Annotated in this window: 11 protein-coding genes and 1 pseudogene; 5 read left to right on the top strand and 7 right to left on the bottom strand. The window is 66.5% G+C overall.

From position 1 onward, the window contains the following. Positions 1–49 precede the first annotated feature (49 nt). Complete coding sequence (locus tag HF877_RS18620; RefSeq protein WP_169622683.1) at positions 50–709, top strand: TetR/AcrR family transcriptional regulator; 660 nt, start codon at positions 50–52, stop codon at positions 707–709. A gap of 16 nt (positions 710–725) precedes the next feature. Here HF877_RS18620 and ctaD read toward each other — a convergent pair whose 3' ends face one another. Further along, positions 726–2480 (bottom strand): cytochrome c oxidase subunit I, encoded by a 1755-nt coding sequence (gene ctaD / locus HF877_RS18615; protein WP_169622682.1) that lies wholly within the window; start codon positions 2478–2480, stop codon positions 726–728. A gap of 121 nt (positions 2481–2601) precedes the next feature. Next, entirely contained in the window at positions 2602–3633 is a 1032-nt protein-coding gene (locus HF877_RS18610; protein WP_169622681.1) for an LLM class flavin-dependent oxidoreductase, read from the bottom strand. Positions 3634–3782: 149 nt separating this feature from the next. Here HF877_RS18610 and HF877_RS18605 point away from each other — a divergent pair, with 149 nt between their 5' ends. The 4 genes and pseudogenes from HF877_RS18605 to fadD1 all read left to right on the top strand — a co-directional run bounded on the left by HF877_RS18605 (position 3783) and on the right by fadD1 (position 8594). Then, positions 3783–4583, top strand: a complete 801-nt coding sequence (locus HF877_RS18605) for an SDR family NAD(P)-dependent oxidoreductase (protein ID WP_206037341.1) — start codon at positions 3783–3785, stop codon at positions 4581–4583. Positions 4584–4718: 135 nt separating this feature from the next. Beyond that, positions 4719–6043 (top strand): annotated as a pseudogene (locus HF877_RS18600) (NAD(P)-binding domain-containing protein). Beyond that, complete coding sequence (locus HF877_RS18595) at positions 6040–7011, top strand: alpha/beta fold hydrolase (protein ID WP_169622680.1); 972 nt, start codon at positions 6040–6042, stop codon at positions 7009–7011. Before HF877_RS18600 ends, HF877_RS18595 begins: the two are co-directional and overlap by 4 nt. An 11-nt stretch (positions 7012–7022) precedes the next feature. Then, positions 7023–8594: a fatty-acid--CoA ligase FadD1 gene (fadD1, locus tag HF877_RS18590; protein WP_169622679.1), complete on the top strand. Its 1572-nt coding sequence runs from the start codon at positions 7023–7025 to the stop codon at positions 8592–8594. Positions 8595–8642: 48 nt separating this feature from the next. Here the strand turns inward: fadD1 and HF877_RS18585 are convergent, their stop codons facing one another. The 5 genes from HF877_RS18585 to HF877_RS18565 all read right to left on the bottom strand — a co-directional run bounded on the left by HF877_RS18585 (position 8643) and on the right by HF877_RS18565 (position 12859). Then, complete coding sequence (locus HF877_RS18585) at positions 8643–9404, bottom strand: hypothetical protein (protein WP_169622678.1); 762 nt, start codon at positions 9402–9404, stop codon at positions 8643–8645. A 126-nt stretch (positions 9405–9530) separates the two neighbouring features. Beyond that, positions 9531–10112 (bottom strand): hypothetical protein, encoded by a 582-nt coding sequence (locus HF877_RS18580; RefSeq protein WP_346765234.1) that lies wholly within the window; start codon positions 10110–10112, stop codon positions 9531–9533. Beyond that, complete coding sequence (locus tag HF877_RS18575; protein ID WP_169622677.1) at positions 10109–10966, bottom strand: AAA family ATPase; 858 nt, start codon at positions 10964–10966, stop codon at positions 10109–10111. Before HF877_RS18575 ends, HF877_RS18580 begins: the two co-directional genes overlap by 4 nt. 78 nt (positions 10967–11044) lie before the next feature. After that, a complete protein-coding gene (locus HF877_RS18570) occupies positions 11045–11464 on the bottom strand; it encodes a hypothetical protein (protein ID WP_240952687.1) in 420 nt (139 codons plus the stop codon). A 195-nt stretch (positions 11465–11659) separates the two neighbouring features. After that, on the bottom strand, positions 11660–12859 hold the full coding sequence (locus tag HF877_RS18565; RefSeq protein WP_169622676.1) for a hypothetical protein: 1200 nt from the start codon (positions 12857–12859) through the stop codon (positions 11660–11662). Positions 12860–12917 lie beyond the last annotated feature (58 nt).

Below are 12917 nucleotides of genomic sequence, written 5' to 3'. Positions count from 1 at the left end.
GCCGGACACGACCGCGCGGCGCACACGACCGTTGTGCCATGGTGAGGGAGTGACCCACGCAGGACCGGGCCGTCCCCGGCTACGAGAACCACGTCGCCCCGGCGCCACCGCGCGTGCCGAAATCCTCGATGCCGCAGCCGAACTCTTCACCACCCGGGGGTTCGCGTCGACATCGACCCGGCTCATCGCCGACGCGGTGGGCATCCGTCAGGCGTCGCTCTACAACCACTTCGCGACGAAGAACGACATCCTCGTCGCACTGCTGGAGGACACCGTCGAGCCCACGGTCGAATTCGACGCGGGCCTGGATGACAACCACCCCGCGGCGGTGCGGTTGTGCGCACTGGCTTGGTTCGACACCGCCCAGTTGTGCGCGGGCAGATGGAATCTCGGTGCGCTGTATCTGCTGCCCGAAGTGCGCACCGAGCAGTTCGGGCGTTTCCGGGCAGAGCGGGAGCAGTTGGCGGTTCGTTATCGGGATCTGGCGGCCGAGATCGTCGGAGAGAACGATCCCCGGGCGGGCCTACCGTTCCGGCTCGTCGAGTCGGCCATCGCGATCCGCGCCGACGACGAACGAGTCGACGCCAAGCTCCCCGAGATGCTCGCGACGGCGTCGCTCGACGTTCTCGGCGTGAGCGACACCGCCGCTGTGAAGCGGCACGCACGTGCTCTCGTGATCGGGGTCCCCGATCTGCCTCCCGGGCACTGAGGCACGGGAGGCCGGGTCACCGGTTTTCGTCGGTGCTGTCCGACGGGGAACGGTTGGCCCCTTCGAGCACGTTGACCTCGCGCTTGTTGCTGCCCGGCCCGACGTGCGCCTCGGTGCGCATCTTCTCGGACATGTGCGGGTAGTGCAGTTCGAACGCGGGGCGCTCCGACCGGATCCGCGGTAGCTCGGTGAAGTTGTGCCGCGGCGGCGGGCAACTCGTTGCCCACTCGAGCGAGTTACCGAAGCCCCACGGGTCGTCGACCGTGACGACCTGGCCGTAGCGGTAGCTCCTGAACACGTTCCACACGAACGGCAGCGTAGAGGCACCCACTATGAAGGCACCGACCGTCGAGACCGTGTTGAGCGTGGTGAACCCGTCCGAGGGCAGATAATCCGCGTAGCGACGCGGCATGCCCTCGTTACCGAGCCAATGCTGCACCAGGAAGGTGGTGTGGAAGCCGATGAAGGTCAGCCAGAAGTGCCACTTGCCGAGGCGTTCGTCGAGCATCCGCCCGGTCATCTTCGGGAACCAGAAATAGATGCCGGCGTACGTCGCGAACACGATGGTGCCGAAGAGCACGTAGTGGAAGTGCGCCACGACGAAGTACGAGTCGTGCAGGTGGAAGTCGAGCGGCGGGCTCGCCAGGATGATGCCGGACAGACCGCCGAACAGGAACGTGATGATGAAACCGACGGCGAACAGCATGGGTGTCTCGAAGGTGATCTGCCCTCTCCACATCGTGCCGATCCAGTTGAAGAACTTCACGCCCGTCGGGACGGCGATCAGGAACGTCATGAACGCGAAGAACGGCAGCAGCACCGCGCCGGTCGCATACATGTGGTGCGCCCACACGGCGATCGACAGCGCCGCGATGGCGATCGTCGCGTAGACCAGGCCGCTGTAGCCGAAGATCGGCTTGCGGCTGAAGACCGGGAAGATTTCCGAGACGATGCCGAAGAACGGCAGCGCGACGACATACACCTCCGGGTGGCCGAAGAACCAGAACAGGTGTTGCCAGAGGATCGCGCCACCGGTCGCGGGATCGTAGATGTGGCCCCCGAGCACCCTGTCGACGATCGCCCCCATGAACGCTGCCGCGAGCAGCGGGAACACCAGCAGGACCAGGATCATCGTGATGAAGATGTTCCAGGTGAAGATGGGCATGCGGAACATCGTCATGCCCGGAGCGCGCATGCAGACCACCGTGGTGATCATGTTGACCGCGCCCAGGATGGTGCCGAGACCCGTGATGACCAGGCCGAGGAACCATAGGTTCGCGCCGACACCCGGCGTGTGTTCCTCGGACGCCAGCGGCATGTACGACGTCCACCCGAAGTCGGCGGCACCCCGAGGGGTGACCAGGCTGTACACCACCGTGAGCGAGCCGAACAGGAAGAGCCAGTAGCTGAACGCGTTCAGCCGGGGAAACGCGACGTCGGGGGCGCCGATCTGCAGCGGGAGGATGTAGTTCGCGAACCCGAACACCACCGGGGTCGCGTACATCAGCAGCATGATTCCGCCGTGCACGGTGAAGAGCTGGTTGTACTGCTCGTTGGACAGGAACTGCAAGCCGGGACGCGCGAGCTCGGTGCGCATCAGCAACGCCAGCAGCCCGCCGATGAGGAAGAAGACGAAGGAGGTGACGATGTACATCAACCCGAGCGTCTTCGGATCGGTCGTGGTGATCAGGTCGCGAATGACCGCGCCCTTCGGCTTGCGTCGAGGGGGATACGGCCGCTTCGCCTCGACCGGAGCAATCACCGCGTTCATCGGGCCTCCTCACGCCGCACGGGGCGACGATCTCGACGATGCAGACGGACCTGCACGCGTTCGACGGCGTGCGTCCTCAGCCTGCGGGGCAAGCAGATGCGTCCCAGAGTAAGGCGTGTACCTATCCCGCGGAGCGGTTCTCGGTGATTAGTTTTCGATCCTCACGTAGTGCCGGAACGACCTTTTCTCCGAGCAACCGCATGCTCTCCCACGAGGGATCCTCGGGCATGCCGGCACACAACGGATGGGTGGTCACGTCCGGGAGGATCCCCTCCCTGCACCGGCGGATCAGGCCGTCGGGCGTATCCACGAGATAGGTGCCCGCGGCGCGGAGTTCTTCGGTCGTGGTGGATCGATCGAACACGTGCGACAACGCGGTACCGCTCTGGTGCCAGGCGGCATAACCCCGGGCGTCGGCGAGCAGATGATCCCCGTACCGCGCCCAGAATTCGTCCGGATCGGCTGCGCAGAACACCGTTGCCGGTCCGGGCGGGGGCATCATCACGTGCCCGGGCCGGCGCCCGAGCCTCTCGCATTCCGCGCGGTACAGGTCGCGTAGCGCTTCGTCGGCGATCTGGGGCTGGAAATTGAGGCCGAGCCTTGCTGCCCGGCGCGCAGCGGTCGGTGTGCCACCGCCGTAATAGGCGACGGGGTGCGGGCGGGACAAGGGTGCCGGGGTCACGGCGCCGACCCGCCCGGCGCGGTCCACTCGCTGGGTCCGCAGTGCCTCGAGCACCAGTTCGAGTGCGTTTTCCGTGTCTTGCCCGCGACTGGTCCACGGTCGGCGATAGAGCGCGTACTCCTCGGTGCGATATCCGAGCGCGAACACATACGACACCCGGCCACCGGACAGCAGGTCGATCACCGCGATGTCCTCGGCGAGCCGCACGGGGTCGTAAAGATTGACGATCAGCGCAGAGACAGTGATGGGGATCGTGCGGGTCCGGGCCGCGAACGCCGCGGCGACCGGGAGCGGACTGGGCAGGTACCCGTCCTCCAAACCGTGGTGTTCGGAAAGCATGACGACGTCGTGCCCGGTGGATTCCGCGTACTCGACCTGTTCGAGTGCGCGCGCGAACAGCGCCTGCCGGTCGCGTGGTGTCGCACCGGGCGCACGGAAGTCGAAACGGGTCGCGAACAGGGTTCTGGACACGGCAGCCACTCGTTTCTCTCCGGCGTAACTCGGAACAGCCACAGCGTCGTCGTTTCACGCTGTGGGCGATTACCTTGCCGAATCACCGGACAACTGTCCAGACTCCTCGGTACGCGTGTTCCGGGTGTCGGCTCGAGGAGGATCGGTCCATGAACGGCAGGACAGCAGTGGTGATCGGCGGGGCGTCGGGAATCGGCTGGGCCACGGCCCGGCTTCTTCACACTCGCGGAGCGACCGTGGTGATCGCGGACATCGACGGGGCCGCCGCTCGCGCGCGGGCCGGCGAACTGGGCGCAGGCGCCCGTGCGAGCACCACCGACGTCACCGACGAGAGCAGTGTCGAAAGGCTCTTCGCCGAGGTGGTGGCGCGCGAAGGCGCTCCGGACACGGTCGTCGAATGTGCCGGGGTGTCGATGCCGGGGCGCATCACCGACCTCGCGCTCGAGGACTGGCAGACCACGGTCGATGTGTGCCTGACCGGTGCTTTTCTGGTCATGAAGCATGCGGGGCGCGTGGTGCGCGACGGCGGCAGCATCACCACGATCGCGTCGCTCAACGGGCGGCAACCCGCTCCCGGGATGGCTGCGTACTGTGCGGCGAAGGCGGGCGTCCTCATGCTCACCGAGGTTGCGGCGCTCGAACTCGGTGCACGAGGAGTACGAGTGAACGCCGTCTCCCCCGGACTGGTCGACACCCCGCTCACAGCGGGAGTCGCGCTGGTGCCCGGTCTGCGCGAGGACTATCTCGAGAACACCCCTCTCGGACGCGCGGGACGTCCTGAGGAGGTCGCCGAGGTGGTCGCGTTCGTCGCCTCCGATGCGGCGACCTGGATGACCGGAGCGACGATCGACCTCAACGGCGGCGCCCACACGCGCCGCTACCCCGATCTGCTCGCGCACCTCGCCGCGATGGCATCGCCGCTGCCGGACGCCACGAACCCGGGAAAGTAACCGCGATCCACGCCGGTGCGGCGGTGTGGTCCCGGCGGCGCGGACAAGGCATGGCTCTACCCGAGAACGTGTTCTACATTGTGACCGTCGTCACCGAACACTCCGGATTCACCCGACGTTGGGGGAAGGTCATACATGTCGGCACCGAGTACCGCTGTCATCGGCGCGGGAATCAGCGGCCTGACCACGAGCAAGATGCTGTCCGACTACGGCGTGCCCTACACGTGCTTCGAGATGTCCGATCGCGTGGGCGGGAACTGGGCCTTCGGTAACCCCAACGGACGCAGCAGTGCTTACCGTTCGCTGCACATCGACACGTCGAAGCATCAGTTGTCGTTCAAGGACTATCCGATGCCGGCGTCGTATCCCGATTTTCCTCACCACTCCCAGATCAAGGACTACCTCGACGGATATACCGACGCCTTCGCCTCCGCGACAACATCGAGTTCGGCAACGAGGTGCTCCGCGCCCGGCGCCTGGACGAAGGGGGCTGGGAACTCGACCTGGCAGACGGCGGCACCCGGCGGTTCGAGTTCCTCGTTGTCGCCAACGGCCATCACTGGGACCCCCGGGTCCCCCGATTTCCGGGCGACTTCACCGGGGTGGCGATGCACTCCCATCACTACATCGATCCGCAGACTCCGCTCGATTTCGCGGGCAAGCGCATTCTTGTCGTCGGCATCGGCAACAGTGCCGCCGACATCGCCGTCGAACTGTCATCGAGAACGCTTCGGACGGAGGTGACGCTCTCGACTCGGTCGAGTGCGTGGATCGTTCCCAAATACATCGCCGGGCGCCCCGCCGACAAGTACTACCGGACGGTGCCCTACGTACCGCTGGCCTGGCAGCGCAAGCTCGCACAGTGGGGGCAACCCCTGCTCTCCGGCAGGCCGGAGTTGTACGGTCTCCCGTCGCCCAACCACAAATTCTTCGAAGCCCACCCCACGCAGTCGGTGGAGTTGCCACTGCGTCTGGGTTCGGGCGACATCACCCCGAAACCCGACATCGAGCGGTTCGACGGCCGCACAGTGCATTTCGTCGACGGTAGCTCGACCGAGATCGATATCGCCGTCTACGCGACCGGCTACAACATCACGTTCCCGTTCTTCGAACCCGATTTCCTCAGTGCGCCGGACAATCACATCGCGCTCTACAAACGGATCTTCGCACCGGGACTCCCCGACCTCGCCTTCGCCGGTTTCGCACAGGCGACGCCGACGCTGTTCCCCTTCGTCGAATGTCAGGCGCGGGTGATCGCCGCGTATGCCGTCGGCCGCTACGCACTGCCCGCGGACGACGAGATGGAACGGGTCATCGTCGCGGACCAGCAGAAATTCACCGGGCACATGCTCGATCGTCCACGGCACACCCAGCAACTCGATTATTTCGCGTACGAGCACGACATCCGCACACACGAACTGCCGGCCGGACTTGCCCGTGCCCACGGAGGCGACCGATGACATTCCACTCCTTGCAGTTCCGGTCACGCGACGCCGATGTCGACGCCTGGCACTTCCCCGCGAAACCGGGACGGCTCGACGCGTCCGGACGAGCGCCGGTCGTCATCATGGCGCACGGACTCGGAGGAACGAAGGACTCCGGACTCACCCCGTTCGCGGAACGCTTCGCCGATGCGGGGATGCACGTCGTGGCGTTCGACTACCGGGGGTTCGGTTCGTCCGGCGGTGACGACCGTCAGCGCGTGGACCTCGACGGCCAGCTCGCCGATTACCGTGCCGCGATCGACGCGGCGCGGCGCCTCGACGGAGTGGACCCGGATCGCGTCGTACTGTGGGGTGTCTCGCTGTCGGGTGGTCATGTCCTGACGATCGCCGCACACGACTCGGGTATCGCAGCGGTTGTGGCACTCACACCGCTGGTCGACGGCCTCGCCGCCGGACTGCTCGCCGCGCGCCACACACCGGCGGCGAGCCTGCTGAGATCCACCGCCATGGGCGTTCGAAGCAAAGTCGGATCACGAATCGGGCGCGGTGCCAACATGATTCCGCTGGTCGGGGAACCCGGCGACATCGCAGCGTTGAATCTCGACGGGCACCGCGAGGGTTATCTCGCCATCGCGGGCCCGACCTGGCGCAACGAAGTCGACGCGACGATCGTGCTGGAACTCGGTACCTACCGCCCCGGCCGCCACGCCGCGTCGATCCGGTGCCCGGTACTGGTGCAGATCGCGGACTTCGATCGCAGTGCGCCACCCCACTCCGCTGCCCAGGCGGCCTTCCGGGCGCGCGCCGAGGTTCGCCATTATCCCTGCGACCACTTCGACGTATGGCCCGGGAAAGACTGGTTCGAGCCGGCAGTGACGCACCAGATCTTCTTCCTGACACGGCATCTCGCGGACTCTTCGACTCCGAAGCCGGACACCCCCGAGGTCTCCGGCGACCCCGTCTCTCCCCTCCCACCACACTGAGGACGATCACCATGGCCGACACCGTTCAGCAGGCACTGCGCGCACTACTCGACGACGACACCGCGGCGATCGTTCACGACACCGGACGCTGGACCTGGCGAGAGCATCTGACGGAGGCGTCGGCTCAGGCCTCGGCACTGCTTTCGATTCTCGACCACACCCGGCCGGTGCATGTCGGCACGCTACTCGGCAATACACCCGACATGCTGCACGCTGTGGCGGCCGCAGGGCTCGGAGGGTTCCCCCTCGTCGGCATCAACACCACGCGACGCGGCGAGAGCCTGGCCGGAGACATCCGACGCGCCGATTGCCAGGTGGTGCTCACCGATCCGGCGCATGCCCCGCTCCTCGACGGACTCGATCTCGGCGACATCACGGTGCTCGACGTCGCGAGCCCGCAGTGGCGGTTGCTCGTCGAAGGTGCGCCTCCCCTCGAGCCGTACCGCGAGGTGGAGATGATGGACCCGTTCATGCTGATCTTCACCTCCGGTACGAGCGGCGACCCCAAACCCGTTCTGCTCGCTCAGATCATGGTGATCTTCGCGGGCAACAACCTGGTGTCGCGCTTCTCGATCACCTCGGACGACATCGCCTACCTGTCGATGCCGATGTTCCACTCGAACGCGATCCTCGCCGGGTGGTGCGTGTCGCTGTGCAGCGGCGCAGCCATGGCGCCGGCGACGTTCTCCGCGTCGGCCTTTCTCGACGACATCCGTCGTTACGGCGCGACGTACATGAACTATGTCGGCAAACCTCTCGCATACCTTCTGGCGACGACCGAACAGAAGGACGATGCCGACAATCCGCTGCGGGTGGCCTTCGGTAACGAGGCCACCGACCGCGATATCGACGAGTTCGCGAGGCGGTTCGGGTGCACCGTATGGGACGGCTTCGGTTCGACGGAGACAGCCGTGATCATCACCCGCGAGGAGGGCACGCCCGAAGGCTCCATCGGAAAAGGACTCGCCGGCGTGGAGGTGTACGACTCGGTCACCGTCACGCAGTGCGCACCTGCCGAGTTCGACCACAACGGTGCCTTGAGCAACGCGGACAAGGCCATCGGCGAACTCGTCAACACGCAAGGGGGCGGCTTCTTCACCGGCTACTACAACGATCAGGAGTCGACCGACGAGCGGATGCGGCACGGCATGTTCTGGTCGGGCGATCTGGCATACAAAGACGCCGACGGCTGGATCTATCTCGCCGGCCGCACCGCGGACTGGATGCGCGTGGACGGTGAGAACCTCGCGGCAGCACCGATCGAGCGGATCCTCCAGCGGCTTCCGCAACTGAGCCGGGTCGCGGTCTACGGTGTTCCCGACGAACACGTCGGCGACCAGGTGATGGCAGCCATGGTGCTCCGCGACGACACGACACTCACCCCGGATGAGTTCTCCGAATTCCTTGCTGCTCAGGCAGATCTGTCACCGAAGGCGTGGCCGCGCCACGTCCGGATCGACGCCGACCTGCCGGTCACCGCGACCAACAAGATCCTCAAACGCGAACTGAAGGAGCAGGGAACAACCGCCGGAGCCGGCGCGCTGTGGTTGCGGACGGGTACCGACTACACCCCGGTGTCGTAACCGCCCGGCCACGCGGGCACGGGTCGCGCAGGGCCGCTCGCCGACCGCTCAGCTGCTACGTGCGAGGTACTCACCGAGCGCGGGGGCCTTCGGTCCGTCGAGACGCCAGAACGTGTCTCCGTCGTGCGACTCGATGTCGCCGCTGAGGAAACCCGCGACAGCGTCGGCGGCGGTGGTGGGGTCGGGGAAACGTCGCCCCTCCATCGGTCCCCGCGTGATCTCGAGCGCGCCCGTAGTCGTGTCGAAGCGTCCCTGCACGCGGTAACCGCCGACATCGGCGCACACCGCGACGCGCGGGTCGACCTCTTCCGGCTGCGCTGCGGGACGCGCTGCGGGGGCTGCCGTCCGGCGGGGGCTGCGCCGCGTGGGAGCGCACGTACGAGTGGTGTCCTTGACCGCGTCGAGCCCCAGCAGGTCCCAGCGGTCGAGGCCGTGCGCAACGCCACTGAGCGGGATGGGATGACTCCCGGTCGCGGTCCGGCCCGGGCGCTCGGTGAGCCACAGCGCGACCTCTTCCTCGATCCCGGCCTCGATCTCGGCCGACTCCACGATATAGAACGCGGGGGGCTTCTGCCCGAGGTCGACGAAGACCCAGTGCGACGACCCGGTCTCGTCGCTGCCGGCGATGCCGTCCTGCCGACGTGCGAGCCACGGTCCGCCCTCGGTGGTCCGCACGCGGACCACCCGCTTGACCCCGTCGGTACCGCGGACCTTGACGGTGCGCTGGTCGTCGAGAGGTTCTGCGCGTCCGCCGCGCTGTTGAACGTCCGTCACAAAAGCGGCCATGCCCTGACCTGCGATATCACCCATGCCTGCTGTCCTTCTCTCGTGCACGAAAACCGACGCGAGGTGGCGTGACGGCGTCGCCGCACAACTCGGGGGGTCTGCTGGTAACCCTACGGGTCTCAGCCTGGTAACGACAGTTTCTGTGAAGCATCACCGAAATACGTCCCCCTTCGTGGTCAGGGCTTTGACCCGTTCGACGATGCGGTCACGCAGTTTCGAGGGCGTGCGCCACCGCATCGCGAGCTTGTCGTAGTCCATCGCATGCTCGGCGATGATGTCCTTGAGCCGCTCCGCGTCGAGGACGTCGAGTTGCACCCGCAGCCCGGGCTCGCCGGCTTCGCGGTAGACAGCGAACGGGTCGAACGGGCCGGGCGCGCGCTTGCCGCGACGAGCAGGCGCTTTCTGCGCCGGGGCTACGCTCCCTTCCGGGGCTGTGTCGCGAGCCGGGACTGTGTTATCAGGGTCCGCCGCACCGAGCGCATATCGGACACTCGAGGTGCCTCCTGTCCCGGATGCCGGTCCCGCTCCCGGTGACACCGCTCCCTGCGAGAGCACGGTCGACAGCGACTTCGCGAAGCGGGGCGTACGGGCCGCTTCGTCGGCGACGACCCGGACGAGCGCGACGAGTTGTCCCGCCGTCCCCGGCGCGGTGTCGTCGAGCCTGAGCAGTGCCGCGGTCGCTTCGCCGATCTGCATGCGCAGACGAGCCTCGCCGGTATCCGGTTTCGTCACAGGTACACCTGCGCGTTCATCAGAATCGTCTCGGTGAGAATCCGCAGCGCGTCGAACTGCCCCGTATTGCCGTACTTGCGCTTGAGAGTGCCGTACGGCACGAACTCCGCGGAGGCGGCGATCTGGTTCGCTTCCGGAACCCACGCGGGTACGACATCGGCGATCCGGTCGTCACGCTGCAACTGTTCGATGATGCTGCGGTGGAGGTTGGAAGCGCTGCGATACTTCGTGATGACCAGACCGATTTCCCGGAGGGGATGACCCGTGCGCTGGGCAAACTCCTGAATACGCTTCTGCAGCTGGGGAATTCCGTACGTCGACAGGATGTCCGGGATAGTCGGGATCAGATACCCGTCGGCCGATCTCAAACCGTTGAGCGTGAGCATGCCCAGGTTGGGCGGGCAGTCGAGGAGTATGTAGTCGTATCGATCGGCGATCGGTTCGATCGCCTTCGTGAGGATCTCGATCGGCCGATGCGACCCCGGGTCCGCGTACTGCCGGTGACTGAGACCCTCCTGGATCTCGATGAGATCGAGCGAGGACGCCAGGAGATCCACCCCGCGCACGGCCCGGACCGGCGAGACGTCGTGCTGAAGGGCCTTCTCGATGTCGAACGAGGCGGTATCGGATTCGATCGCACCCCGGAACAGCGCCGCAAGGGTGCGGTCGAGCTCGTTGAGTTCCTTCCAGCGCTCCTCACCGATCATCATGGTGGTGAGGTTCGTCTGGGGGTCGAGGTCGACGAGCAGTACCCGCTGCCCGAACTCGGCGGCCATGAACTCGCCCAACGCCGCGGTCGTCGTGGTCTTACCGACGCCACCTTTCAGGTTGATCGTCGCGATTACCCGCGCCACCGTGCACCTCTTCGGAAAGATCGACTGCTCTTCCGATAGAAACGTACACCGCGATCCGGACAAACATGACGTCCGGTCTTATCTGCCCTTCGCCTCGACACCGACTCTCTCCAGCCCGCCCGAGGTATCCGCGCGGACGACCGAGTCGGCAGTTGCGAACCCGCTGAGCGCAAGCGCAGGCGCGCGGTCGACGACCGCGTGCACCACGCGCCCTTCCGACATGAACACGATCATCCCTTCGGCGCCCACCGTCGGAAGGTCCTTCCACACGAGACCCGAGGTATCGAGGATGCGGTTGACCTCGCTCATGAGCAGAGGAACACGGAAGTAGTACATCCGGTCCCAGTCCTCCCCCTGCAGGTCCGCAACCTGCGCGAGATCACCCAGCGTGCGTTCCTGACCGCCGGCGAGCACCTCGCTGAACGCTGATTCGAGCTGGGGATCGTCGACCACCGTCACCGCAGGATCCCCCCCGCATCCTGCGATGACCATCGCCATGACTCCGGCTGCTACCCCTGCCGATACCCGTCGTGCAAACACCCACGCCACCCCCGCCATTCGACCCCCAGATGAACGCGAGGAAACTACCACCGAATCGGACATTTGCACCAGTGAGGCGTCTCACATTTTGGGGACTGGGTGGCCGGACCCTGCCACACGCGGGAAACCTGTGACCGGACACAACGGACACGGTCAATCCTTGCCGGTGAGCTCCGCAATGTCGCTCCGGAGCGCGGTGTGCAGCGAACCGATGAGTTCCGCGGCCGACCCGAACTGGTCTCCGACGAAGTCGGTGTTCTCGGCCGAGAGCTCGCGCGCGCCCGACCGCCCGATGAGATCGTCGATACGCTCGTCGAGGCTCGCGGTGCGGCGTGCGACGTCGACCATGCCCATCCGGCTTTCCGCGTTTCCGAGCAGATCGCCGATCCTGGCGAGCGCCGCCACCCGGGCGAGAAGCTGGTCCCACACGGGATCGAGCGCCGCGACCCGCGCGTCCAGCGCAGCCCGTGCGCCGGCGCCCCGTTCGCCCGGGATACTCCCGATCGCGGCGCCCAATTCCACGAGCAGTCCGCGCAACGACACCGTATCGACGGCGATCTGAGTGATTTCCTCGGCCAGATCGAGCTGGGCCCGCTGTACCGCGAAGTACTCGGAGCGCCACGCCGCCGACGACTCGATCCGGTCGTAGAGGGAGCCCGCCAGGAACAACAGGGTGTCGTACCGGTCGACGAACCGGTCGTCGTCCTCCGGCATCCGGCGCGCGAGGAGATCGGCCGCTCGACGGCCGGCGTCTGCGGCGGGGGTGCGCTCCGACCACCGCGACACACGGTCCACCGCCACGGACAGGGCGGCACCTCGGGCCTGTTCGGCGGGCGCGACCGGCAGCGGCGCCGGAGTCTGCCGCAACGCCGCGAACAACGCTTCTCGCTGATCGAGTTCGAGGTGGAGCCCATCGCGGCGATCCCTGCGAACCGCACGCACACCCTGCGCGTAGTGCGACGGCGAATGCACGATGGTCTGCTCGGCAGCGCGGAGGCGCTTGGCGAGTTCGTTCGCGCGGTATTCGAGGACCAGGCGGGCGGCCCCGGGACGCTGCTTGCCCAGGCGGGCCACGAGATGAGCATGCTCGTCGGAGAGAAGGCGCAACGCTCCGAAACCGTCGACGGTGGGGAATCGCCGACCGGCACGCCGCCGGTTCGCGAGGACCGTGCGTGCCGATTCGTCGAGATGACCCGCGGCCAGCGCGAGTGCCGCCGCATCCGAGAGCGGGCCGTGCCTGCCGTCGATGGCACACCGGTCGCACCAGCGGCGCACCTGTCCCGCGATGCGTTTCCGTCGCAGGCCGGGCGTTTCGAACTCGTCGGATACTTCGGGTCGGTCTGAGCCGGGCATCGGGGCCTCCTCGTCGCCTTACTGTCTTCCACTGTCCCAGAAAACCGCGGTCTTCGAT

Origin of the sequence: Rhodococcus sp. BL-253-APC-6A1W, assembly GCF_012843405.1 — a bacterium.
In the GTDB taxonomy this organism is placed as follows: Bacteria; Actinomycetota; Actinomycetes; order Mycobacteriales; family Mycobacteriaceae; genus Rhodococcus.
The sequence above is the reverse complement of the archived record's forward strand: the minus strand, read 5'-3'. Positions and strand labels throughout refer to the sequence as shown.

Excerpts from the sequence above, each read along its gene's own strand:
- ctaD (WP_169622682.1), bottom strand. The coding sequence starts at position 2,480 with ATGAACGCGGTGATTGCTCCGGTCGAGGCGAAGCGGCCGTATCCCCCT.
- HF877_RS18605 (WP_206037341.1), top strand. The coding sequence starts at position 3,783 with ATGAACGGCAGGACAGCAGTGGTGATCGGCGGGGCGTCGGGAATCGGC.
- HF877_RS18595 (WP_169622680.1), top strand. The coding sequence starts at position 6,040 with ATGACATTCCACTCCTTGCAGTTCCGGTCACGCGACGCCGATGTCGAC.
- fadD1 (WP_169622679.1), top strand. The coding sequence starts at position 7,023 with ATGGCCGACACCGTTCAGCAGGCACTGCGCGCACTACTCGACGACGAC.
- HF877_RS18585 (WP_169622678.1), bottom strand. The coding sequence starts at position 9,404 with ATGGGTGATATCGCAGGTCAGGGCATGGCCGCTTTTGTGACGGACGTT.
- HF877_RS18570 (WP_240952687.1), bottom strand. The coding sequence starts at position 11,464 with ATGGCGATGGTCATCGCAGGATGCGGGGGGGATCCTGCGGTGACGGTG.
- HF877_RS18565 (WP_169622676.1), bottom strand. The coding sequence starts at position 12,859 with ATGCCCGGCTCAGACCGACCCGAAGTATCCGACGAGTTCGAAACGCCC.